The organism is Pseudomonas sp. GD03842 (assembly GCF_029841165.1).
Taxonomy (GTDB): Bacteria; Pseudomonadota; Gammaproteobacteria; order Pseudomonadales; family Pseudomonadaceae; genus Aquipseudomonas.
Map to the genome: position 1 here is coordinate 128,159 of NZ_JAOCEA010000009.1, position 23,752 is coordinate 151,910.

Sequence of the window (23,752 nt, forward strand, 5' to 3'; positions counted from 1 at the left end):
TGTACGTGAGTGAAGATGGCCGTCAGCGTGCCGATTTAAGCTTCATGCGCAGCATCGGGTAGGGGCGTCCCAGGCCATCTACTTTCGAACGTCCCACGATTTCGAAACCCTGCTTTTGATAGAACCCAAGGGCCTGGGGGTTTTGCTCGTTAACGTCCAGCTCTCGGATGCGATAGTGTTCGATCGCGTGGTCGAGTAATTTTTTGCCCAGGCCTTTGCCTCGGCAGTCCGGTGCGATGAAGAGCATTTCCAGCTTGCCGGGGCTGATGCCGCCGAAGCCTGTGATGCGCAACTGGGAATCGCGCGTGCAAAAAAGGGTTACTGCATCCAGGTACTGGGTTTCGAGCAGGTTTCTGAGCAGGGTGATGTAGTTTTCCGGCAGGAAGTCGTGGGTTGCCCGTACCGAGGCTTCCCAGACGCGGGTCAGTTCGGCGTAGTCATGCTTTTTTGGCAGGTAGATGACCGAGGGGTGGGTCATGTCGCCTCTTCTCCTTTTTATCGAGGTCCTGATATGGAGACGATAGCCGGAAAAACAAACCCCGCCGTGGGACTGGCGGGGTTTGAGGGGAAGCGTCTTCAGACCGGCTCGGCCCACAGATCGTATTCGTCGGCATCGACCACACGGCACAGGATCTTGTCGCCTGGCTTGAGATCGCGATCACTTTCCACGAACACATTGCCGTCGATTTCTGGCGCGTCGAAGAACGAGCGACCTACGAAGCCTTGCTCATCCACTTCGTCGATCAGTACCTCGATTTCCTTGCCGATCTTCATTTGCAGCCGCGCGGCGCTGATGGCCTGTTGATGGGCCATGAAACGGTCCCAGCGGTCTTGCTTCACATCGTCTGGCACCACGGGGGCGTCCAGCAGGTTAGCGGGCGCACCTTCGACCGGCGAGTACTGGAAGCAGCCAACACGATCCAACTGTGCTTCGGTCAGCCAGTCCAGCAGGTACTGGAAATCCTCTTCGGTTTCGCCAGGGAAGCCGACGATGAAGGTCGAGCGGATGATCAGATCCGGGCACTGTTCGCGCCACTTCTTGATCCGCGCCAGCGTCTTGTCTTCGAAGGCCGGGCGCTTCATGAGCTTCAGGACTTTCGGGCTGGCATGCTGGAACGGGATGTCCAGGTACGGCAGGATCTTGCCTTCGGCCATCAACGGAATGATCTCGTCCACGTGCGGGTAAGGGTAGACGTAGTGCATGCGCACCCACACGCCCAGCGAACTCAGGGCCACGCAAAGTTCGGTCATGCGCGTCTTGACCGGCTGGCCGTTCCAGAAACCGGTACGGTACTTGACGTCGACGCCGTAGGCGCTGGTGTCCTGGGAGATGACCAGCAGTTCTTTCACCCCGGCCTTGACCAGGCGCTGGGCTTCATCGAGCACATCGCCCACTGGACGGCTGACCAGCTTGCCGCGCATCGACGGGATGATGCAGAAGCTGCAGCTGTGATTGCAGCCTTCGGAAATCTTCAGATAGGCATAGTGGCGCGGTGTCAGCTTGACACCTTGCGGCGGTACCAGATCGATCAGCGGGTTGTGGTCGACCTTCGGCGGCGCGGCGTCATGGACCGCGTTGACCACCTGCTCATATTGCTGCGGCCCCGTCACCGCCAGCACGCTGGGGTGCACATTGCGGATGACGCTTTCATCCACGCCCATGCAGCCGGTGACGATGACCTTGCCGTTTTCAGCGATGGCTTCGCCGATGGTGTCCAGCGATTCGGCCTTGGCGCTGTCAATGAAACCGCAGGTGTTGACCACCACCACATCGGCATCTTCGTAGGTCGGCACGACCTGATAGCCTTCCATGCGCAACTGCGTGAGGATGCGCTCGGAATCGACCAAAGCCTTCGGGCATCCGAGGCTGACAAAGCCGACCTTGGGGGCGGCAGGCGTGGTGACGGTGGACATTGACTAACCTCGGTGTAGGTATGCCGGGGCCGTTGGCCTGGGCATCGACTGGGCGTTTGGGGCGCCTCTGATCAAAAAGTGCGCAATTCTAGCGATGAGCGTCGCGATTGACCAGCGTTATGCCGAGAATTACGACGAGTGCTGCGCTATGCTTCGCGGCGTTGAACCCGGCCCCCCTTGGTTGTCCGGGTACCTCGGAATTAACCGGCAGGCGGCAGGTCAATCGGACAGCCGCTTGTCGCGTGCTCGAGTCATGGTTTCAGGAGTGGTAAATGGGTCACGCAACGAGCCAGGCAGACGCCGGGCAGTCTTCAGTGAAACCTTTGAGTTTGCTGGTGGGAGCGGTCGGTGTTGCCTATGGCGACATCGGCACCAGCCCGCTGTACACGATCAAAGAGGTGTTTCTTGGCGGTTATGGTGTGCAGGCCGGACACGACGCGGTGCTGGGCATCCTGTCGCTGATTTTCTGGGCGCTGGTCTGGGTCGTGTCATTCAAATACATGGCGCTGGTGCTGCGTGCCGACAACGACGGGGAGGGCGGCATCATGGCCCTCATGGCGCTGGCGCGGAGGGCCTCGGCAAAATTTCCGAAGCTGCAGGCGACGATGATCGTCTTCGGGCTGTTCGGTGCGGCGCTGTTTTACGGGGACAGTATGATCACCCCCGCCATTTCGGTGCTGTCAGCCATTGAAGGCATGGAACTGGCCTTCGACGGACTGGATCACTGGGTGGTGCCGATCGCGTTGATCGTGCTGGTGGCACTGTTCCTGATCCAGCGGCACGGCACGGCGCGCATCGGTGTCATGTTCGGGCCGATCATGGTGCTGTGGTTCGTCACACTTGGCGTGTTGGGTATTCATGGCATCGTGCAACAGCCTGAGGTGCTGCACGCGGTCAATCCAGTCTGGGCGGTGCGATTCTTCATCGACCATCCAGGCATCGGTGTTGCGGTACTGGGGGCCGTGGTACTGGCGTTGACCGGTGCCGAAGCGCTGTACGCCGACATGGGCCATTTCGGTCGCAAGCCGATTTCCCGCGCCTGGTTCGGCCTGGTCCTGCCTGCGCTGGTGCTCAACTACTTCGGCCAAGGGGCGCTGGTGATCGAAGACCCTGAAGCCGTTCGCAACCCCTTCTATCTGCTGGCCCCAGGCTGGGCGCTGCTGCCGCTGATCGGTCTCTCTACGCTGGCTACCATTATCGCCTCTCAGGCCGTGATCTCCGGCGCATTCTCCATGACGCTCCAGGCTATCCAGTTGGGTTACATCCCGCGTATGTACATCCAGCACACCTCCAGCGACGCTCAAGGCCAGATTTACATCGGTGCGGTGAACTGGTCGCTGATGGTCGGGGTGATTCTGCTGGTATTGGGGTTCGAATCGTCCGGCGCACTGGCGTCAGCCTATGGCGTTGCGGTGACCGGGACCATGCTGTGCACCACCATCCTGGTGGCCGCGGTGATGTTGCTCGGATGGAAGTGGCCACCCCTTGTCGCGGTGCCGATCCTGGTGGGCTGCCTCTTCGTCGATGGCCTGTTCTTCGCGGCCAACGTACCGAAAGTGATACAAGGCGGTGCGTTCCCGTTCCTGGCCGGCATCGCGCTGTTCATCCTGATGACGACCTGGAAGCGCGGCAAACAATTGCTGGTCGATCGTATCGACGAAGGCGGGCTGCCGCTGCCGATCTTCATTGGCAGCATTCGCGTGCAACCGCCTCACCGTGTACAGGGTACGGCGGTGTTCCTGACCGCGCGACCGGATGCGGTGCCCCATGCACTGCTGCATAACCTACTGCACAACCAGGTGCTGCACGAACAGGTGGTGCTGTTGACCGTGGTCTATGAAGACACACCTCGCGTGCCCACCGCCCAGCGTTTCGAAGTCGAGGCATACGGCGAAGGGTTCTTCCGGGTGATTCTCCATTTCGGCTTCATCGATGAGCCGGACGTTCCGGCAGCCCTGAAACTCTGTCACCTGCCCGACCTGGATTTCAGCCCCATGCGCACGACCTACTTCCTGAGCCGTGAGACGGTGGTTTCCACGAAACTGGCCGGCATGGCCCGCTGGCGGGAAGGGCTGTTCGCCTTCATGTTGAAGAACGCCAACGGCAACCTGCGCTTCTTCAAGCTGCCGTATAACCGCGTGATCGAACTGGGAACGCAGGTGGAGATGTAACGAGGTTTCACCCCATATAGGCTGGCCGCGGCCATGAGCGCGCGGCCTGATTGCTCCAAAAGAGGGTGAAAGCCGCACATAAAAAATCCCCGCCGTCTCACGATGGCGGGGATTTTTTATGGCCCGAGGTTTACTCGGCGCTGGCCGATTCTGGCGCTTCCTTGCCTTTCCACTTGTCGATGACCGCGATCAAGCGTTTGGCCAGCGATGGGTAGTTTTCGTCGAAGTGATGGCCACCTGGCAATTGCAGCTTCTGGCCGGGCGCCGTGGCTTCGGTGCAGCCGCTTTCGTCTTTTTCTTCCACGCCATACACGCAGAACACTTTGTCCGCCGGCAGTTTGGCCATTTCCGGACCGGTGGCCGCTTCCTTGCCGGACGCCCCGAGCCAGCCTTCTACGGCAATTTCAAAGCTGCCACTGCGCGCGAAGGCAAGAAGGATGATGCCGTCGACACGCGCCTTGTCTTCTTCTGGCAGGCGGTTGTAGACCGCAGGGAGCACGTCGGCACCGAACGAGTAGCCGGCGAGCACGAAATGCTTGGCGCCCCATTTCTGCCGGTAATGGGCCATCAACTCACTGAGGTCGCTGGCGGTCTGCTCGGGTGATTTGTGCTCCCAGTAATAGCGCAGGGTGTCGATGCCGACCACGGGGTAGCCGCCCGACTTCGCCATGTCGCCGGCGACGTCCTTGTCCAGGTCACGCCAGCCGCCATCCCCGGAGAGGAACAGGGTCACGGTATCGGAAGGCTGGCTCGACGGGACTTCCACCACAGGGATATTCAGCCCGCCGTTGGCGTCGTCCGCGATCAGCAAATGACGCACTTCGGTGTTCAGGATCTGTGGGTACTTGATGTCGTAGTCGCTGATCTTGGTTTCGGCATTCGGGGTGTCACGCACGAATACGGCAGTCTCATCATCCGGTCCGTCGTTCCAGGCGACGGTCCATTTGCCATGAGCGGCGCTTTTTGGGGCCGGGACTTTGCAATCCGGTTGATTGAGCACGAAATTCACCGAAATGGCTTGGGCCTTGTCGTTGCCTTGCCCGGCCAGCCAGTCCCAGGCAACCGAGCCGCCTGCGCTGATCCCTGCGACGACGTCGGGTGTGCCGTCGAGCTTTTGCAGCGCGGCGTTGAACGCCTTTTGCTGCAGTTGGCAGTCGTCCTTGGGCAGAACGACCTGAATCACTTGGGCGGACGCATCGTAGCTCAGCGCCAGCACTTGCTTCTCGGTCAGGGAATCTTCGGTGGTCACGGCCAGCGCCACGCGTGTCTTGACCTTCGTCGAGGGCGTTGCGCGGATCAAGGCGGACCCATCATCCAAGGTCATGCGTTCAAGTGTCGGTTGTGCGGCGGGGCGGTTCCACAGCCAGAATCCCAATGCCACGACCAGAATGACCAGGGCTGCGAGTAAAAAGCGCCAGTAGCGTTGAATCATCAGCGTTTCACCAATCCAGTCAGGCCGCCCGCAATCAGGGCGGCGGTGTCTGCCAGCGCCACCAACGGATCCAGTCCGGCGGGCACGGCCATATAACGAGGTTCCCAGTCAGGCTGGAATTTGTCCTTGAAGCGACGCAGTCCCTGGAAGTTGTAAAGCTGCTCGCCGCGGGTGAAGACCATCGAACCCAGGCGTTGGGTCAGTGGGGCACCACGCCGGGGTTGCAGACCCGACAACGGCACCATGCCCAGGCTGAAGCGGCTGTAACCTTCCTTTTTGTAATGCAAAATCAAGCCGACCATCATGAATTCCATGGTCAACTTCGGCGCATCCGGGTGGGAACGCATCAGGTCGAGGCTGGCAATGTCGTTGCGCGAGGTTTCCAACAGGTTGGAGAACGCCACCGGCTTGCCTTGGAAATGCACGATCGCGATGCGGAAGTGCTTGAGATAGTCCAGGCTGAAGCGACCCAGAGAGAAACCTTTCTCGCGCACGTTTTTGCCGGTCAACCAGGCATCGGAGATCACCTTCAACTCGTCCATCGGTGCCTGACCGACCTCGTAGATCTCCAGTGACAGACCGTCGCGACCACCTCGGTTCCAGGTGTAGCGCAGGTCTTTCATTTCCTTGCCTTTGGCGTCGATGTCGAAGGTGTTCAGGTTCACCCGCGCCTCTTCGCCCAGTTTGATCGCCGTCAGGCCGATGTCCATGTAGAACGGCAGGTTCTCGGCACGGACCTGATAGAAGACAGGGCGCGCATGGTGCACGTCGCACAGGTCACGGAATTGCCAGATCAGCTCGGCGCGTTGCTGGGTGGGACCGATCGGGTCATACAAAGCCACCAGGCTGCGACCCCGATGGGCATACATCAGGAACGCGTTGCCGTCCGGGTGCATCAACACCGCCTTGTCTCCCGTCAGCACCAGCCCGCCGTCCGGTTGATTCGAAGCCTTGATGATTTCAGCAGCCTTGGCCAGTTGGGCCTCGTCTGGCAGGACGATCTGGGGACGCGCTGTGCGCAATAGCCAGGTCAACGACACGATTACCAGCAGCACCGCGCTGCCCAAGGCGGAGCGCAGGCCACGTGGCGCGTCGGCGTCCAGCGTGAATTGCCACCACAACTGATGGCTGTAGGGCACGTCCTGATAGGCGAACAGCAGCAGCCAGAACGACGCTCCCAGAACGCAGACGCTGGCCACCAGGTAAAGCGGCGAGAAGGGCAGCTCCAGCAGACGACTTGGGCGATAGAACGAGCGACGGAAAATCGCCAGCAGGCAAGCGGTGAGCAGCAGCAGGCTGGCCTCTTCCCAATCGAACCCTTTGAGAATCGACAGAATGGAGCCAGCGAACAACAGGATCGTGGTCAGCATCCAGGCCGCGGAAAGACGTCGACGCAAGCCCTGCGCCAGCAGCAGGCAGAGCACGCCGATGAGGCTGGCACCAAAGTGCGACGCATCGATCAACCGGTGGGGAATCAAAAAGCCCAGGTTTTCAAGCCTCGTGTCGATTTCAGGGGTCGCCCCGGAAAACAGCAGAACCACGCCGGAGAGGAACACCAGCAGGGCCAGAATCGGCGCACCCAGGCCGGACGCCACACGAATGGCCTGCCGGGCAAACAGCAGGCGCTTCGCTTCGCTGAACAGCAGCACCAGGCAGGCAACCAGAAGCGGCAGCAACACGTAGATCAAGCGATACAGCAGCAGCGCAGCAGCCAGCGGAGCGGCGCCCAACTCATCGGCAAAGGCCGTCAACAGGATGGCTTCGAAGACCCCGACCCCGCCTGGGACGTGGCTGAGCACGCCGGCGGCCAACGCCAACAGATACACCAGCAGGAAAGCGCCGAAGGGCGGTGCGGACGGCAGCAGTAGATAAAGCACTGCCGCAGCCGCAGCCACGTCCAGTGCGGTAATCACCAGTTGCATCAGTGTCAGGCGCAGGCCTGGCAAGCGTATCGTCCGACGCCCGGCGCGCACCAGCAGGTTGTGCGCAAGGGGCTGCTCAGGCAAGCGCCTACGGTAGACGGCTATGCCGAGGATCAGGCTGAGCGCCAGTACCGCCAGCGCAATGGTCGCCAGTACGGGCACTGGCATGTGCAGCGCGAGGGACGCCGAAGGCAGGTCGCTCAGGGTGGCCAGCGCCGCGAGCGGCGGCAACGCACAACCGAGCGAAAGGCTGGCGAACAGGGTCATATGGGCCACTTCGCCTGCCCCCAGGCCCAGTCGCGAGTACAGGCGGTAACGCACGGAGCCCCCGGACAGCATCGACAGCCCGACGGCATTGCCGATCGCGAAGGCGCAGAATCCGCCCATGACCAAGGACTTGGCGGGGAGTTCGACATTAGCGTATTTGCTGGCAGACCATTCGTAACCCAGCAGGATGGTGAAGCCGATGACCGTCGCCAGCAATGCGCCACCCAAAGAAGGAAGCGGGACACTCAGTAAGGAGTCCTGCAGGGCGTAGATGTCGAGCTCGGTCAGCATGTGCCGACAGGCAATCAGCGCAAGGGCGAACAGGATGATGGTCACCGCCACCCCGATCGGCTGACGGTATTTGCTCACCAGTTCGCGTGCGCGCGGTCGGGCAGGGGGGGCCGGAGGTATTTCCGGAAGTGCTTCTTGGATGTCGGGTGGGTTAGCGCGCATCAATCACTCCTTGGATCGTGCGCGACAGGATGGGGGTATACAGCCAAGTTACCAATCCCTACGCAAAAATAATTCAGGATGTTATCGCCTACGTCGGACAGGGGCATAGCCTGATGGGGCGAATCCGGCGATACGTTCGTGACCATAGAGTCTAGGTTCAGATGCTCGGCAAGTGTATCGACCACGGATCTAAAAACTATCGCGCCCGGCAACATACGGTAACAAGCCATGCAAGACCACTGGAGTCGGGCAAGAAACTGTGACAAGCGTTTCATCCAGCTGTTCGCTGCTTTCATCCGGGCAAAAAAAAGGCCACTCTTTCGAGTAGCCTTTTTTCAGACGTTTGGTTGCGGGAGCCGGATTTGAACCGACGACCTTCGGGTTATGAGCCCGACGAGCTACCAGGCTGCTCCATCCCGCGTCTGTGAGGCGGCATTCTACAGCCCAACGGCAGCGTGTCAACCTTTTAACGTCACGAACGCCAAAATGACAACACTCGCAGCGTTGGCGCTCGTAACCCAACGTCTGACAAGGCTTTTGTGTCAGGCCCACCTGCAAGGCAGGGCGCCATCATTAATGAAAGATATTTCATCCGTGTGACCCCAACAATTTTCACGCGCACAAAAAAGCCACTCATCTGAGTGGCTTTTTTGATGTTGGTTGCGGGAGCCGGATTTGAACCGACGACCTTCGGGTTATGAGCCCGACGAGCTACCAGGCTGCTCCATCCCGCGTCTGTGAGGCGGCATTCTACAGAGGAACGAGGAGGTGTCAAGCAAATCGTTGAAAAAACCCTTTTTTCTTCAAACGGTTAGGGTTGGAGAGGACGCAGAGGGCCATTAGCGGACGCCCATGAGGCGTTCGGGGCCGCCCGCCTTATAGACGTAGCGGTCGCACGGAGAGTGTCAGACGTCGGCGTGAGTGAGATACTGCTCAACCGTTTTCCTACGATTGCTTGGTCATGCTGCAGCGCAAAATCATCCACATCGACTGTGACTGCTTCTATGCCGCCATCGAGATGCGCGACGACCCGAACCTGGCGGGAAAGCCCTTGGCCGTGGGCGGCTCGGCGGATCGGCGTGGGGTGATCGCGACCTGCAACTATGAGGCAAGGGCTTATGGCGTTCGCTCGGCGATGTCTTCACGGCACGCCTTGTCACTCTGCCCGGACCTGACCATCGTCAAGCCGCGGATGGACGCTTATAAAGAAGCCTCTAAGGAAATCCACACCATTTTCCGGGACTACACGGATCTGATCGAGCCACTGTCGCTGGACGAGGCTTACCTGGACGTGTCCGAGTGCGGCCACTTTGCAGGCAGCGCAACGCGCATCGCCCAGGACATTCGTCGAAGGGTATCGAATCAGTTGCATATCACCGTCTCGGCGGGGGTCGCACCGAACAAGTTTCTGGCGAAGATCGCCAGTGATTGGCGCAAACCCAACGGGCTGTTCGTCATCACGCCCGATCAAGTAGAGGACTTCGTTGCCGAGCTGCCGGTTTCCAAATTGCACGGGGTCGGCAAGGTCACGGCTGACAAGCTCGGTCGCCTGGGCGTCATCAGTTGCGCCGACCTCAGGCAATGGAGCCGGCTGTCGCTGGTCCGAGAGTTCGGCTCATTCGGCGAGCGTCTGTGGAATCTGGCCCATGGGGTGGACGAACGTCCTGTGCAAAACGACAGCCGTCGGCAGTCAGTCAGTGTAGAAAACACTTACGACAAGGACCTTCCCGATCTGGCGAGCTGCCTTGAGAAGCTTCCTGCATTGCTCGACAACCTGAATGGGCGCATTGCGCGGATGGATAACCATTACCGGCCGGGCAAGCCGTTCGTGAAGGTCAAATTCCACGATTTCACCCAGACCACCCTGGAACAGGCGGGAGCGGGGAGGGATCTGGACAGCTACGAGCAGCTACTGACCCAGGCATTCGCCCGAGGGAGCAAGCCGGTGCGCCTGCTAGGGGTTGGGGTGCGCCTGCATGACCTGCGAGGCGCTCATGAACAGCTCCAGTTGTTTCCTTGACAGTGCCTGTCAATCACTCCCCGCAGGCACTGCGACCAGCCGCCCCGCGTCCTTTGCCAGCGCGCGCAGGAATTCATGCTGCAGTTGCGGATCATTGCGGGTCATCTCGATCAAGGACTGTTCCAGATCGCTGGCCTGTTCTTCCAGGCCTAGTTCCGACAGCCGTTTGACCCGATGCACCCACTGGCTCACGTCGTCGTCTTCCAGATCGTCGTAGATCAGGTCGTGCGCTTCGATCAGCTTGCCTCGTAACGATTTACTCAGCGGCAGGCCGGTGCTGGCCTGTACGGTGCTCTGATCATCGGTCACCCGAATGTTCAACCGGGTGATGCGGGTCAGGTCCTGCTCGGCGAACGGGCTGTCCAGCAGGTTGATTCTCAGCACGCCGTTGCGATCGGTGTTCAGCTCGTTGGTTTCTTTTCCGGCTGTGACTTCGACCGGGCTTTCGCTCCATGGCAAGCTCGTGTGTTCGATGCGGTGATCGTGCTGGACCTCGTCGATGCCTGCCAGGTTTTGCTGTGCGCGCCCATTGGACGGCACGTTCATGAACGGGTTGATACCAGCGACGCCATAGCTCAGCCAGTCCTTGGTGACGCTGTCTGGCAAGCTGCCGAAGGTCAGCAGGTTGACCACGTTGGCACCCACTCCCGCCACGATGGCCACCGCCCCCAGCGGTATCTCATAGATTTCACGCCAGGGTTGGTAGGGGGTGTAACGATCGTAATGGCGGGTGACGTCGTATTCGGTGATGTCGAATGTCTTGAGCTCATGAATCCTGACACGACGCTGAGGCAGCTCGAGGGTTTTCGGTTCTCCGACATCGATCTGGAAGCTGTGATCGAGCAGTTTGCGGTCAACGCGCTCTTCATGCTCGCTGCGTTGAGACAGGTGATTGGCGCAACCACTGACGAGCAGGCTGCCGCACAACGCAGCGCTCGCGAGGCTAGAGGAACTTCGCTTGAACATGAGATCTCTTGTCGCAGGGGGCAGTGTACTGCCGGAGGCTGAGCGCGCCCGCATCATACGGGCGCGCGTCTGACTCAGGGCTTGATCCGGCCTTTGATGAACGAAACGGCGTCGGCCAGCGGCAAGGATTGTGGCTCCGACTCGGTCCGGCTCTTGTATTCCAGTGCGCCTTCCGCCAGGCCGCGATCGCTGATCACAATGCGGTGAGGGATACCGATCAACTCCATGTCAGCGAACTTGATGCCGGGGCTGGTTTTTTTGTCGCGGTCATCCAGCAATACTTCGAAACCGGAGGCCGTCAGTTCCGCGTAAAGCTTATCGGTGGCTTCGCGGACGGCGTCCGTTTCGTAGCGCAGAGGCACCAAGGCAATCTGGAATGGCGCCAGCGCGTCGCTCCAAACGATGCCGTTGCCGTCGTTGTTCTGCTCGATGGCAGCGGCGACCACTCGCGACACACCAATGCCATAGCAACCCATGGTGAGGGTCACCGGCTTGCCGTTTTCGCCCAGCACCTGGCACTTCATTGCATCGCTGTATTTGGTGCCCAGTTGAAAGATGTGGCCCACTTCGATCCCGCGCTTGATAACCAGCGTGCCTTGGCCATCCGGGCTCGGATCACCTGCGACCACGTTGCGCAGATCGGCGACTTCAGGCACGGGCAGATCACGCTCCCAGTTCACGCCGAAATAGTGCTTGTCATCGATGTTGGCGCCAATGGCGAAATCGCTCATGCGCTCGACGGAGCGGTCGATGATGCAGGGCAGTGGCAGGTTCAGCGGACCGAGGGACCCGGCACCAGCACCGATGGCAGCGCGCAGTTCGGCTTCGCTGGCCATCACCAGCGGGCTGGCTACCAGAGGATGATTGGCCGCCTTGATTTCGTTGAGCTCATGGTCGCCACGAACGATCAGTGCGATCAGCTTGCCTTCCTCGGCAGCGTGCACAACCAGGGTCTTGACGGTTTTTTCAATGGCCAGACCGAACTGCTCCACCAGTGCGGCAATGGTCTTGGCATCCGGTGTGTCGACCAGACGCAAGTCTTCGGTGGCGGCCGCGCGGGACTGCTCCCTTGGAATTGCTTCGGCCTTCTCGATGTTGGCGGCGTAATCGGAGGTGTCGCTGAACACGATATCGTCTTCACCCGACTCGGCCAGCACGTGGAACTCGTGAGAACCCGCACCCCCGATCGAGCCGTTATCCGCGACAACGGGACGGAAATTCAGGCCCAGGCGAGTGAACACGTTGCAGTACGCCTGGTGCATGCGGTCGTAGGTTTCCTGCAGGGACTCCTGGGTGGCATGGAACGAGTAGGCGTCCTTCATGATGAATTCACGACCGCGCATCAGGCCGAAGCGGGGACGGATTTCGTCGCGGAATTTGGTCTGGATCTGGTACATGTTGATGGGCAGCTGTTTATAGCTGCTCAGCTCATTGCGAGCCAGATCGGTGATCACTTCTTCATGGGTCGGACCCGCGCAGAAGTCACGGTCATGGCGGTCTTTCAGGCGCAGCAGCTCAGGGCCGTACTGCTCCCAGCGGCCGGATTCCTGCCACAGCTCGGCCGGTTGAATGCCCGGCATCAGTACTTCCAGCGCGCCGGCAGCGTCCATTTCTTCGCGCACGATGGCTTCGACCTTGCGCAGAACACGCAGGCCCAGGGGCAGCCAGGTGTAGAGGCCGGACGCGAGCTTGCGAATCATACCGGCACGAAGCATCAACTGATGGCTGATCACCACCGCATCGTTTGGCGTTTCTTTTAATGTGGCGAGCAAATATTGACTGGTACGCATGGTCGGCCGTTGTCGGTTGCTGGGACTGGGAAAATGACCTGGCATTGTACGGGGGTGATACGGTCGCGTACAGGCCGCTCAGGGCTTCAGGGGTGTCGGAATAGGCAAACCGTGTAAATGAAAAAGCCCGGCGCGAGGCCGGGCTTTTATACGACGAACGTCAGATCGTTCGATTACAGAACCGAAATCGGGTAGTCGACAATCAAACGGAACTCGTTGATATCGCCTTCACCCTGATCGGTGTTGGCACGGTGCCAGGCTTGACGAATACGGAACGACAGGTCTTTTGCAGGACCGGTCTGAACGACGTATTTGGCTTCAAGGTTGGTCTCGTGGTGGCTACCGTCAGCACCGTACAGTCCGGTGTAGGTACTGTTGGAAGGCGTGTGGGTACCATCGATATCGGTACCGCTGATGTAACGGGTCATGAAGCTCAGGCCCGGTACGCCGTAGGGTGCCATGTTCAGATCGTAACGTGCCTGCCAGGATTTTTCGCCAGGGCCGTTGAAGTCGGAGTACTGGATGGAGTTAGCCAGGAAGATCGAGTCACCGCCGCGGTTGTTATCGCCGATACCGATGTAGTCGAATGGCGTGTCACCGTTGACCTTCTGGAACGCGACGGTCAGCGTGTGTGCAGCCAGGAACGAATAGGCAGCGGAAAGCGAGTAGGTGTTGTTGCTGATGTCACCTGCTTTCTTGCTACCAGTGTCTTGGGTGTTGTAGTAGTTGACGTCGAAGGCCAGCGACTGGTCATCGGTCAGCGGCAGTGCGTAGTTCACGTTGCCGTAGTATTGGTTCCACACATCTTCCAGTTTGTTGTAATAGAAACCAACGCCCAGGTTGTCAGTGATGGAGTATTTACCGCCGCCGTAAGTAGACGACTTGGAGGTCACGCCCGCGTAGGTAGCCCAGATATCACCATCGCGGTTGGTTTCATCCTGGCTAGTGCCCGAAGTGAAGCGACCTGCTTCCAGGTCCAGGCCTTTGATTTCGCTGCTCTGCAAGGTGACGCCGGTTGCCGTTTGTGGCAACAGACGGGAACCGCCGACAGCAAAAACAGGGTTTTGAGGTTGCATGTCACCGATTTTCAGCTCGGTTTTCGAAACCCGGAACTTGACCGCTCCACCGGCTTTGCCAAAGCTGTCATGGTTGTCGCCATTGCTGTCGGTCGACAAGTTGCCAGAACCGGAGTAGTGATTCTGACCGTCAAGTTTGAAGCCTGCATAACCGAAGGCGTCGATGCCTACACCGATCAGGCCTTGGGTGTAGCCAGAGCTGTAGTTGCCCCAGAAACCTTGAGTCCAGTCTTTGGAATCAACGCCACCGTTTTTGCGGTCACGGTTGAAATAGTAGTTACGAGCCTTAACGTCCAGCTTGCTACCTTCAACAAAACCAGTGGCTTCGGACTGGTCGCTTACGAATGCCGCGGCCGATGCCAATTGGGTGCTGGCCGCAGTAACTGCCAGTGCGATTGCGCTCCACTTCATCACTCTCATCGTGACTTTGCTCCTTTGGTTTTTAAGAAGAGTACTGCCGTCCACCTGTTTTTTTATCTGGGCGGCTCTTTCTTTTTGGTGTCGGCGAAACTTATAGCACGCAGACATTATTGGCGATAGTTACAACCCTATCCTTTCAATTTCTTTACGACGTTGTCGCAACGACGTTGTCGCAAAATTGCTCTGTCCATGTCGCTATTGAACAGCTCCTTAGTTCTAGACGTACAACTACCGCAGCACAGTCCGATCCGGGTGACACGTGTCCGCAGTGACCTGCATCCACCCGGGCGAATGCCCCCTGAAGCATGTTCGCCATTTTCTCTTGGCCGTTGAACGAGGGTGAGCCCAGTTCGCTTTGCCTTGTGGGTGATAAAGCAACAAGCGTGCACAAAGTTCCCGGTCAGGTGAAAAAATTGTTGAAATGCGTGGTTCGCCTTCTGAAATATTTCGCAAACCTATGATTCTAAACGTAAAAAAATTTTTCAGAAAAACCCTCCGCTCGAAGTCATCCGTAAGGGTAGCGCCGCAAAATGTCACTGGCGTTACCGTTGGCTGAAGGAAAGTGGGTAGAAGGCGGATAAAACGACGTGTACCAGCCGTTGGAGTGAGTCGAATTGGTGCATTTTGGGGAGCGTTTGCTTGAAATCGGTACGCTCGTCCCGTAAAGGCAGGGGCGCCTGACTCTGCGGTCAGACCGCTTGGCCAGTAAGCCCGACCAACCCGTTGTTTATAAAGGGTTGTTCCGTGCAAGCCGTGGTGCCTGAGGACATGCGTTTCAGTGGTGGGTCTGCCTCATTGCGGTGCGTCTCTCTACTGCTGCGAGCAACAACAGGTTGCGCTTCGGTGCGTTGCGCCGATGCTGTATCTGCGGCAACACCGGTTCTGCATTTTGCTGCGTGATCGAGCGCCCGCGTGATTCGCCCCGCATTCGGGCGTATTCTGTTTTGCACAGAGAAGCATTACGTCCGCCATCAGGCGACGAAACTCAACCCGGCTATCAGGAGTGACGGTGTGTTCGTATTGGATCAACGTTTGTTGCAGGACACTCTGCCCGTTGGCGACTTCCCACTGAGCCGTTTGCTGTTGTCGAACGATGCCCAGTATCCCTGGTTTATACTGGTGCCTCGCCGTGCGGGTATCAGCGAAGTGTTTGAGCTGTCCGAAGCGGATCAGCTCCAGCTGTGGAAAGAAACCACGTTATTGTCGAAAACGGTCCAGTCTTTGTTCAATGCCGACAAGATGAATGTCGCGGCGTTAGGCAATGTGGTAAGTCAACTGCACATGCACGTCATCGCTCGTCAAAAGGAAGACGCTGCGTGGCCGGCGCCGGTGTGGGGCAGGCACCCGTCGGTGCCCTACACCCAGGCGCAAGCAAGCGACGTTTTGGGGCGAGTGAGGTCGATACTGACCCATGAACCGGGATTTTCCGAGGTGATCGCATGAGCACCTTGGAGGAACGTGTGGTCGATTTGGAAAGTCGCCAGGCGTTTCAGGATGACACGATCCAGGCTCTCAACGACGTATTGGTCGCTCAGCAACGCCTGCTCGAGCGCATGCAGTTGCAGATGGCCGCACTGATCAAGCGTCAGGAAGAGATGGGTGGTCAATTCGAAGCCGTCGAGAGCGACGCGCCGCCTCCTCATTATTGAAGGCGTAAAAAAACCGCGCGTGATCGCGCGGTTTTGCAGTGCAATTTATCGGCGTGGAAGTGCAGCAATCACATCTTCGGCTTGCAGGCCTTTATCCCGGTTCATTACGGAGAACTCCACACGCTGGCCTTCGACCAGAACGCGGTGGCCCTCTCCGCGAATCGCGCGGAAATGCACGAAGATATCGTCCCCAGAATCCCGAGAGATGAAGCCGAAGCCTTTGGAGGTATTGAACCACTTGACGGTGCCGGTATCGCGCTGACCTGGCTCGTGTTGCTGCGCGACGGGCGACGGCGAAGACTTGTAGAAACTCACGCCAAGATGGATGGCAACGGCAACCAGCAGAACCAACAGGCTGACCAAAACCGCTGGCTGCCCGGCAATGGTTTCGAAAGGCACGAGCAGTGTCAGGACTTGCATCACGACTGCCAAAACCAGAAGAGCGCTGACCAGATTTTGCAACTGATGCCGTGGACCTTTGTTCCAGTACGGAATGACGGGGGCGACGATGAGGTTGATCAGGCCGAACAGCGCCAGATAAAGCGCATCCGGTTGGGACAGGTAGGAAGACAAGGCTTCGCTACGCAGGGCGGGGATGAATGAAAGCAACAGGGCGGCTGCGCCCGTTAGCAGGTGGACTATTTTCAACATTTCGATGACTCACATTAAGATGGATCACTAGGAAATAGCTGGCGACGCGCGGTACGCTTCTAAAGAAGCAAGGCATTAAGAAACGCGCTTCGATTCAGCCTATGCGTGACGTGCTTTGATCTGCCCGTCACGACACGTCTGTATTTAACCGCAAAGCGCAGGGCTACTCAAATCAAGCGCTTAACGGTCCGGATGTCAGCAGATGGTCGCGTTTTGCCTGGAAATTCGCTTCGTTGGCGAACCTGCATTCCAGAGCGGCTCACGCCGTCCCCCGTTCGAACTCGCCTGGCAGTCAGTCGCGAAGGGCAGCGGGCAAGCAGCCGAGGCCGGTTGCCTGAAATCATCCAACGTAGAGAAAGCTGCGACCCTCTTCGTGTCTTGATAGAGTGGGTCGCAGTGGTTTGAACATCATCCTATGAAGAGGGCGAAAAATGTCTATCGATATCGGTATCAGCGAAGAAGATCGCAAGTCCATTGTGGACGGGCTGTCGCGTCTGTTGGCGGACACTTATGTGCTGTACCTGAAAACCCACAATTTTCACTGGAACGTCACCGGTCCGATGTTTCGCACGCTGCACCTGATGTTCGAAGAGCAATACAACGAACTGGCGCTGGCCGTCGACCTGATCGCCGAGCGCATCCGCGCGCTGGGCTTCCCCGCCCCCGGCACCTATGCGACCTACGCCCGTCTGTCTTCGATCAAAGAGGAGGAGGGCGTGCCCGCCGCCGAAGACATGATCCGTTCCCTGGTCAGCGGCCAGGAAGCCGTGACGCGGACCGCTCGTGGGATTTTCCCACTGCTGGACAAGGTCAGTGATGAGCCGACCGCCGACTTGCTCACCCAGCGCATGCAAGTGCATGAAAAGACGGCGTGGATGCTCCGCTCGATGCTGGAACGTCGGTAATCTCCACAGACGGGCGCCTTGAAAGCGCCCGTTTTTTTATTCCTGAAAAGACGACGCGTTATTGTGCCGAATGCTGAAACGTTAAAGTTAATGACCCTTCAGTCTGTATCGGTTCTATTAGTAAGGTAATTAACCCTCGACAAAAATACATATGTAACACCCACTCCGTGAATTACATGGTTCACATTCTTACTCTCGAATTTCACCTCGGGCCTGTGGTGATCTCCTACATCTTGCGGGTGCTGCTTCTGCTGGAATGGCCCGTGTTAATAGGGCTTGATAGGCGTGTCATTTATTTGGTTTCAAATATTTCTAACGTCAGTTTTCAGCAAGTATTCAGGAGGTCTTCATGAGTCAAGATGCCGCACGGGAGGCGGGAGATGTCCAGCGATGTCCGAAGGTTCACAGCGAGTCGTTCGTCGAAACCTTCAATATGGATCTCGCGCAGCCTCAGTCGCGCTCGGTCAGGCTAAACGGGCTGGCGACCTGTCTGCGTCTGGAGGAGGTGTACTGGAACATTTTGTCCGAAATAGCGAGTAGCAACGATTGTTCGATCAATGCGGTTCTGTCCTACGTCGACAGAGAGGTGCATTTACACTATGGCGGTGTGAAAAACTTCAGCGGTCTGGTCCGCGTCGTATGCGTCACCCATTTGTTGACTCCAGAAGGTTTTCAGCTTGCACCAGCCTGATCTCAAGGCACTCATTCCTGCGGTCTCGTCGCTAACGGGGCCGTTCACCGAGGTAGCCGTCTGCGGGTCTCGAACCTCACAGCGGATGGCTTCCTGCACTGAGCAGCCAGCGCGGCTGCACAGTGTTGATTAACCCTATATAATCCCCCGCCTACTCTGGAAGGCAGGGTTGACCCTCAGGTTGATCTCCATGCCAAGGCTCCTGCACCATTGCGCATTGGCGACGGGCGAGAGCTCCACCGAATTCCGAATGACGAGAAGTGAATACAGGATCATGATGCGCAGCCATTATTGCGGCCAATTGAACGAGAGCCTGGAAGGCCAGGAAATTACCCTTTGCGGCTGGGTTCACCGCCGCCGTGACCACGGGGGAGTGATTTTCCTCGACATCCGCGATCGTGAAGGGCTGGCTCAAGTGGTCTTCGATCCGGATCGCGCAGACACCTTCGCCATCGCTGACCGCGTCCGCAGCGAGTACGTCGTCAAATTGACCGGCAAGGTGCGCGCGCGTCCGGCTGGCGCCGTCAACCCGAACATGGCCTCCGGTGCTATCGAGGTGTTGGGTTATGAGCTGGAAGTGCTGAACGAGTCGGAAACTCCGCCATTCCCGTTGAACGAATATTCCGATGTGGGCGAGGAAACCCGTCTGCGTTATCGCTTCATCGACCTGCGTCGTCCGGAAATGGCTGAGAAGCTGCGCCTGCGCTCGCGGATCACGTCCAGCATTCGTGGCTTCCTGGATGGCAACGGCTTCCTGGATGTCGAAACGCCGATCCTGACTCGCGCCACCCCGGAAGGTGCCCGTGATTATCTGGTGCCCAGCCGCACTCACGCGGGCAGCTTCTTCGCACTGCCGCAATCACCTCAGTTGTTCAAGCAACTGCTGATGGTGGCTGGGTTCGACCGCTACTACCAGATCGCCAAATGCTTTCGCGACGAAGACCTGCGCGCCGACCGTCAGCCTGAGTTCACTCAGATCGACATCGAAACCAGTTTCCTCGACGAAAAAGACATCATGGGCCTCACCGAGGACATGATTCGCAAGCTGTTCAAGGAAGTCCTGGACCTTGAGTTTGGTGACTTCCCGCACATGACGTTCGAAGAGGCTATGCGCCGCTACGGCTCCGACAAGCCAGACCTGCGCAACCCGCTGGAACTGGTGGACGTCGCCGATCAGCTCAAGGACGTCGAGTTCAAGGTGTTCAGCGGCCCGGCCAATGACCCGAAATGCCGTGTGACGGCGCTGCGCGTCCCCGGTGGTGCGAGCATGCCGCGCAGCAAGATCGACGACTACACCAAGTTCGTTGGTATCTACGGTGCCAAGGGCCTGGCCTACATCAAGGTCAATGAGCGCGCCAAAGGTACCGAGGGTCTGCAGTCGCCTATCGTCAAGAACATTCCGGAAGCCAACCTGAACGTGATCCTCGATCGCGTCGGGGCGGTGGACGGCGACATCGTGTTCTTCGGTGCCGACAAGTTCAAGATCGTCAGCGAAGCGTTGGGTGCGCTGCGTATCAAGCTGGGGCACGACTTCAATCTGCTCACCTGCGAGTGGGCGCCTATGTGGGTCGTGGATTTCCCGATGTTCGAAGAGAACGAGGACGGCAGCTTCACGGCGCTGCACCATCCGTTCACGGCGCCGAAGTGCACACCGGAAGAGCTGGAAGCCAACCCTGCCATTGCACTGTCCCGTGCTTATGACATGGTTCTGAACGGAACTGAATTGGGTGGCGGCTCGATCCGTATTCATCGCAAGGAAATGCAGCAGGCCGTGTTCCGGTTGCTGGGGATCGCCGAAGACGAACAGCAGGAGAAGTTCGGCTTCCTGCTGGATGCGCTCAAGTACGGTGCTCCACCGCACGGCGGTCTCGCATTCGGGCTCGATCGCCTGGTCATGTTGATAACCGGTGCGCAGTCGATCCGTGAAGTCATTGCCTTCCCGAAAACCCAGAGCGCTGCGGACGTGATGACCCAGGCACCGGGCGTGGTCGACGCCAAGGCACTGCGTGAGCTGCATATCCGTCTGCGCGAAACGCCCAAGGCCGAGTAAGCCGTCTGGAAATGGGGCGGATCCGAAGGGATTCGTCTCGTTTTCTCCGCCCGCCCAGGGCAAGAATTAGAGTGAAACGCTGCCGTTCGTCATCGAGCGGCGCGTGCGTGTTTCAAGGTTTGGAGCGTGTTATGGCTGGTCATTCCAAGTGGGCGAACATCAAGCATCGCAAAGAGCGTCAGGATGCCAAGAAGGGCAAGATTTTCACCAAATGGATTCGTGAGCTGACGGTCGCTGCTCGTCAGGGTGGAGGTGATCCGGCGTCCAACCCGCGTCTGAGGTTGGCCCAGGACAAAGCGCTGGGCGCCAACATGAGTCGCGACATCATCGATCGGGCCATTGCGCGTGGCGCGGGTGCGGCCGATGCCGACGATATGGTGGAGCTGGGTTACGAAGGTTACGGCCCCGGTGGGGTGGCAATCATGGTCGAAACCATGACCGACAATCGTAATCGCACCGCAGCGGCGGTTCGTCATGCCTTCAGCAAATGCGGTGGCAATCTGGGTACCGACGGCTCTGTATCCTACCTGTTCGAGCGCAAGGGCCAGATTTCCTTCGCGCCAGGTGTGGATGAAGATGGGTTGCTGGAAGCCGCCATGGAAGCCGATGCCGATGACGTCGTGACTCACGACGATGGCTCGATCGATGTCTTTACGTCTTTCGCGAATTTCTACGCCGTCCGCAATGCGCTGGAGGCTTCGGGCTACAAGGCGGCGGATGCCGAGATCGTGATGCAGCCTACTACCAGTGCCGTGCTGGATCTGGAAACAGCAGAGAAGGTCCTCAAGCTGATCGACATGCTGGAGGATCTGGACGACGTGCAGAACGTTTACTCGAACGCTGAGATCCCGGATGAAGTCATGGAGCAGCTTGGCTGATCGGCCGACGATTCCGGACCAGAGGCCGGAGGCTCGAAGCGCTGATACGATCAGCGCTATCGGCCTCCGGCTTCTGCCTTTATGCTGCCTTCAATGGTGCTTGGCCCTTTCGACCTGCAGGCGTTATGACTCTTATTTTAGGTATTGACCCCGGTTCCCGTGTCACCGGCTTCGGCGTGGTACGCGAAACGGGTCGAGGTTGCGAGTACGTGGCGTCGGGATGTATCCGCACTGGCAGCGGTCTGTTGCACGAGCGCTTGCAGATCGTGTATCGAGGCGTGCGAGAAGTGATTCAGACGTACGGGCCCGTCACGATGGGCATCGAGCGGGTATTCATGGCGCGCAACGCGGATTCTGCACTCAAGCTTGGCCAGGCGAGGGGGGCGGCGATCGTGGCGGCAGCCGAGGAGTCCCTGGAAATTGCCGAATACACTGCCACACAGGTCAAGCAGGCCGTCGCAGGGACAGGGGGGGCGAACAAGGATCAGGTCATGATGATGGTCATGCACCTGCTCAAGCTCACCCAGAAGCCTCAGATTGACGCATCGGACGCGCTGGCGATTGCTTTGTGCCATGCTCACACCCGTTCCAGTCTGATTCCACATGGGTTGAACGCGGCGCGCAGTCGCGGTGGGCGGTTGCGGCTCTGATGGCATCATCCGCTTATACATTTTCACTTGCAGGCCTCATGAGGCCTGCAAACATGGCGGCAGGTTTTGACCTAGCCCCCGAACAGCGATGAATGACTGGAAAGGATTGGACACGTGATTGGACGTTTGCGCGGTGCGCTGGCAGAGAAGCAGCCGCCGCATCTGGTGCTCGATGTCAACGGAGTCGGCTATGAGGTCGAAGTCCCGATGACGACCCTGTATCGTCTGCCCCACGTGGGCGAAACGGTGACCCTGCATACCCATCTGGTCGTTCGCGAAGACGCGCATCTGCTGTTCGGTTTCTACGAAAAGCGTGATCGCGAAATGTTTCGAGAGCTTATTCGTCTCAACGGGGTCGGACCCAAGCTGGCGCTGGCGCTGATGTCCACGCTTGAAGTCGACGAACTGGTGCGTTGCGTTCAGGCTCAAGACACTTCGGCGCTGACCCGCGTGCCAGGCGTAGGCAAAAAGACGGCAGAGCGCTTGCTAGTTGAGCTCAAGGATCGCTTCAAGGCCTGGGACGCGCTGCCGGGCACCTTTGCGTTGGTGTCAGAAGGGCCCGGCGCGCCGGTGCCAGTGGCTACTGCGGAATCCGATGCGGTCAGCGCGCTGATCTCTCTGGGTTACAAGCCTCAAGAGGCCAGCAAGGCCGTGACTGCCATCAAAGACAAAAATCTGAGCAGTGAAGACCTGATTCGTCGCGCGCTAAAGGGGATGCTGTAAGTGATCGAAGCCGACCGCTTGATCGCCGCCACCGGGCGCGATCGTGACGAACAACTGGACCGGGCGATCCGCCCGCTGAGTCTGGCCGACTACATCGGCCAGCCGACAGTGCGCGAGCAGATGGAGCTGTTCATCCAAGCGGCGCGCGGGCGCAGCGAAGCGCTGGACCACACTTTGATCTTCGGCCCGCCCGGCCTGGGCAAGACTACGCTGGCGAACATCATCGCGCAGGAGATGTCGGTCTCGATCAAAAGTACATCCGGTCCGGTGCTCGAGCGCCCCGGGGATCTGGCAGCCATTCTGACCAACCTCGAACCCCATGACGTGTTGTTCATCGACGAGATCCACCGCCTTTCTCCGATCGTCGAAGAGGTGCTGTATCCAGCGATGGAAGACTTCCAGCTCGACATCATGATCGGCGAAGGCCCAGCGGCGCGCTCCATCAAGCTGGACCTGCCGCCTTTCACGCTGGTGGGCGCCACCACGCGCGCTGGCATGCTCACCAATCCACTGCGCGACCGCTTCGGCATCGTTCAACGACTTGAGTTCTACAGCACGGCAGACTTGGCCACCATCGTGTCGCGTTCGGCGGGTATTCTTGGATTGCCAATCGAAGACGCGGGCGCCTTCGAGATCGCCCGTCGCGCCCGGGGCACGCCGCGCATTGCCAACCGCCTGTTGCGTCGCGTTCGTGATTTCGCGGAAGTACGGGGCAAGGGGCAGATCACCAAGGCCATTGCCGACATGGCATTGAACCTGCTGGACGTCGACGAGCGGGGTTTCGATCATCAGGACCGCCGCCTGCTGTTGACCATGATCGAGAAGTTCGATGGCGGCCCGGTGGGCGTGGATAACCTCGCAGCGGCCATCAGTGAGGAGCGGCATACCATTGAGGATGTCTTGGAGCCCTACTTGATCCAGCAGGGTTACATGATGCGCACCCCCCGTGGGCGCATGGTCACCCGGCATGCCTATCTGCATTTCGGTCTGAACATACCGTCCCGGATGGGGGAACGACCGCAGTCCGATGAGCAGACCGATGATTTCGATGAATAAGCAGGCGATTGACCGATCAATTCGTGCGTTTGATGGTCTGACGGGCAGTCGAGGCAGTGTCACATTGC

The 23,752-nt window shown here is 58.8% G+C and carries 18 protein-coding genes, 2 tRNA genes and 2 pseudogenes; 11 read left to right on the forward strand and 11 right to left on the reverse strand.

All coding sequences use genetic code 11. The features are described 5' to 3' along the window. Window positions 1–22: 22 nt before the first annotated feature. Both N5D61_RS14695 and rimO read right to left on the reverse strand, forming a co-directional pair. Window positions 23–478 carry a GNAT family N-acetyltransferase gene (locus tag N5D61_RS14695; protein ID WP_108235700.1) on the reverse strand — a complete coding sequence of 152 codons (456 nt, stop codon included), beginning with the start codon at window positions 476–478 and terminating at the stop codon, window positions 23–25. A 98-nt stretch (window positions 479–576) separates the two neighbouring features. Beyond that, window positions 577–1,914 carry a 30S ribosomal protein S12 methylthiotransferase RimO gene (rimO, locus tag N5D61_RS14700; protein WP_108235699.1) on the reverse strand — a complete coding sequence of 446 codons (1,338 nt, stop codon included), beginning with the start codon at window positions 1,912–1,914 and terminating at the stop codon, window positions 577–579. 272 nt (window positions 1,915–2,186) lie between these two features. Between rimO and N5D61_RS14705 the strand changes: the two genes are divergently transcribed. Then, complete coding sequence (locus N5D61_RS14705; RefSeq protein ID WP_108235698.1) at window positions 2,187–4,085, forward strand: potassium transporter Kup; 1,899 nt, start codon at window positions 2,187–2,189, stop codon at window positions 4,083–4,085. Between the two features lie 130 nt (window positions 4,086–4,215). Here the strand turns inward: N5D61_RS14705 and N5D61_RS14710 are convergent, their stop codons facing one another. The 4 genes from N5D61_RS14710 to N5D61_RS14725 form a co-directional block, all read right to left on the reverse strand. Further along, window positions 4,216–5,517: an AcvB/VirJ family lysyl-phosphatidylglycerol hydrolase gene (locus tag N5D61_RS14710; protein ID WP_108235697.1), complete on the reverse strand. Its 1,302-nt coding sequence runs from the start codon at window positions 5,515–5,517 to the stop codon at window positions 4,216–4,218. Further along, the gene (gene mprF / locus N5D61_RS14715) at window positions 5,517–8,159 is read right to left on the reverse strand and encodes a bifunctional lysylphosphatidylglycerol flippase/synthetase MprF (RefSeq protein WP_279893357.1); all 2,643 of its coding nucleotides are present in this window, start codon (window positions 8,157–8,159) and stop codon (window positions 5,517–5,519) included. Before mprF ends, N5D61_RS14710 begins: the two co-directional genes overlap by 1 nt. A 344-nt stretch (window positions 8,160–8,503) precedes the next feature. After that, window positions 8,504–8,580 (reverse strand) — tRNA-Met (locus tag N5D61_RS14720). Window positions 8,581–8,816: 236 nt separating this feature from the next. Beyond that, window positions 8,817–8,893 (reverse strand) — tRNA-Met (locus N5D61_RS14725). Window positions 8,894–9,120: 227 nt separating this feature from the next. On the opposite strand from N5D61_RS14725, the gene dinB reads away from it, so the two are divergent. Beyond that, window positions 9,121–10,179 carry a DNA polymerase IV gene (gene dinB / locus N5D61_RS14730; RefSeq protein ID WP_108235694.1) on the forward strand — a complete coding sequence of 353 codons (1,059 nt, stop codon included), beginning with the start codon at window positions 9,121–9,123 and terminating at the stop codon, window positions 10,177–10,179. 9 nt (window positions 10,180–10,188) lie between these two features. On the opposite strand, the gene N5D61_RS14735 is transcribed toward dinB, so the two are convergent. The 3 genes from N5D61_RS14735 to N5D61_RS14745 all read right to left on the reverse strand — a co-directional run bounded on the left by N5D61_RS14735 (window position 10,189) and on the right by N5D61_RS14745 (window position 14,431). Continuing rightward, window positions 10,189–11,145, reverse strand: a complete 957-nt coding sequence (locus N5D61_RS14735; protein ID WP_279893358.1) for a hypothetical protein — start codon at window positions 11,143–11,145, stop codon at window positions 10,189–10,191. A gap of 74 nt (window positions 11,146–11,219) precedes the next feature. After that, complete coding sequence (locus N5D61_RS14740; RefSeq protein WP_279893359.1) at window positions 11,220–12,935, reverse strand: proline--tRNA ligase; 1,716 nt, start codon at window positions 12,933–12,935, stop codon at window positions 11,220–11,222. Between the two features lie 173 nt (window positions 12,936–13,108). Next, on the reverse strand, window positions 13,109–14,431 hold the full coding sequence (locus tag N5D61_RS14745; RefSeq protein ID WP_108235692.1) for an OprD family porin: 1,323 nt from the start codon (window positions 14,429–14,431) through the stop codon (window positions 13,109–13,111). 1,011 nt (window positions 14,432–15,442) lie between these two features. Between N5D61_RS14745 and N5D61_RS14750 the strand changes: the two genes are divergently transcribed. Then, on the forward strand, window positions 15,443–15,874 hold the full coding sequence (locus tag N5D61_RS14750; protein ID WP_279893360.1) for an HIT domain-containing protein: 432 nt from the start codon (window positions 15,443–15,445) through the stop codon (window positions 15,872–15,874). Next, the gene (locus N5D61_RS14755; RefSeq protein ID WP_108235690.1) at window positions 15,871–16,080 is read left to right on the forward strand and encodes a SlyX family protein; all 210 of its coding nucleotides are present in this window, start codon (window positions 15,871–15,873) and stop codon (window positions 16,078–16,080) included. The genes N5D61_RS14750 and N5D61_RS14755 overlap by 4 nt, the downstream gene beginning before the upstream one ends. Window positions 16,081–16,125: 45 nt before the next feature. Here N5D61_RS14755 and N5D61_RS14760 read toward each other — a convergent pair. Beyond that, window positions 16,126–16,338 (reverse strand): annotated as a pseudogene (locus tag N5D61_RS14760) (cold-shock protein); the annotation flags it as partial. Window positions 16,339–16,455: 117 nt separating this feature from the next. Next, window positions 16,456–16,731: pseudogene (locus N5D61_RS14765) on the reverse strand (cold shock domain-containing protein membrane protein); the annotation flags it as partial. A 431-nt stretch (window positions 16,732–17,162) separates the two neighbouring features. On the opposite strand from N5D61_RS14765, the gene N5D61_RS14770 reads away from it, so the two are divergent. The 7 genes from N5D61_RS14770 to ruvB all read left to right on the forward strand — a co-directional run bounded on the left by N5D61_RS14770 (window position 17,163) and on the right by ruvB (window position 23,684). Further along, window positions 17,163–17,636, forward strand: coding sequence for a DNA starvation/stationary phase protection protein (locus tag N5D61_RS14770; RefSeq protein ID WP_279893361.1), 474 nt, complete (start codon window positions 17,163–17,165; stop codon window positions 17,634–17,636). A gap of 349 nt (window positions 17,637–17,985) precedes the next feature. Beyond that, window positions 17,986–18,327, forward strand: a complete 342-nt coding sequence (locus tag N5D61_RS14775) for a ribbon-helix-helix domain-containing protein (protein WP_108235686.1) — start codon at window positions 17,986–17,988, stop codon at window positions 18,325–18,327. 274 nt (window positions 18,328–18,601) lie between these two features. Then, entirely contained in the window at window positions 18,602–20,377 is a 1,776-nt protein-coding gene (aspS, locus tag N5D61_RS14780; RefSeq protein ID WP_279893406.1) for an aspartate--tRNA ligase, read from the forward strand. A gap of 131 nt (window positions 20,378–20,508) precedes the next feature. Continuing rightward, complete coding sequence (locus N5D61_RS14785; RefSeq protein WP_108235684.1) at window positions 20,509–21,255, forward strand: YebC/PmpR family DNA-binding transcriptional regulator; 747 nt, start codon at window positions 20,509–20,511, stop codon at window positions 21,253–21,255. A gap of 125 nt (window positions 21,256–21,380) precedes the next feature. Beyond that, complete coding sequence (gene ruvC / locus N5D61_RS14790) at window positions 21,381–21,905, forward strand: crossover junction endodeoxyribonuclease RuvC (protein ID WP_108235683.1); 525 nt, start codon at window positions 21,381–21,383, stop codon at window positions 21,903–21,905. 114 nt (window positions 21,906–22,019) lie between these two features. Next, a complete protein-coding gene (gene ruvA / locus N5D61_RS14795) occupies window positions 22,020–22,628 on the forward strand; it encodes a Holliday junction branch migration protein RuvA (RefSeq protein ID WP_108235682.1) in 609 nt (202 codons plus the stop codon). Continuing rightward, window positions 22,629–23,684 (forward strand): Holliday junction branch migration DNA helicase RuvB, encoded by a 1,056-nt coding sequence (gene ruvB / locus N5D61_RS14800; protein ID WP_108235681.1) that lies wholly within the window; start codon window positions 22,629–22,631, stop codon window positions 23,682–23,684. The last annotated feature ends 68 nt before the right edge of the window (window positions 23,685–23,752 follow it).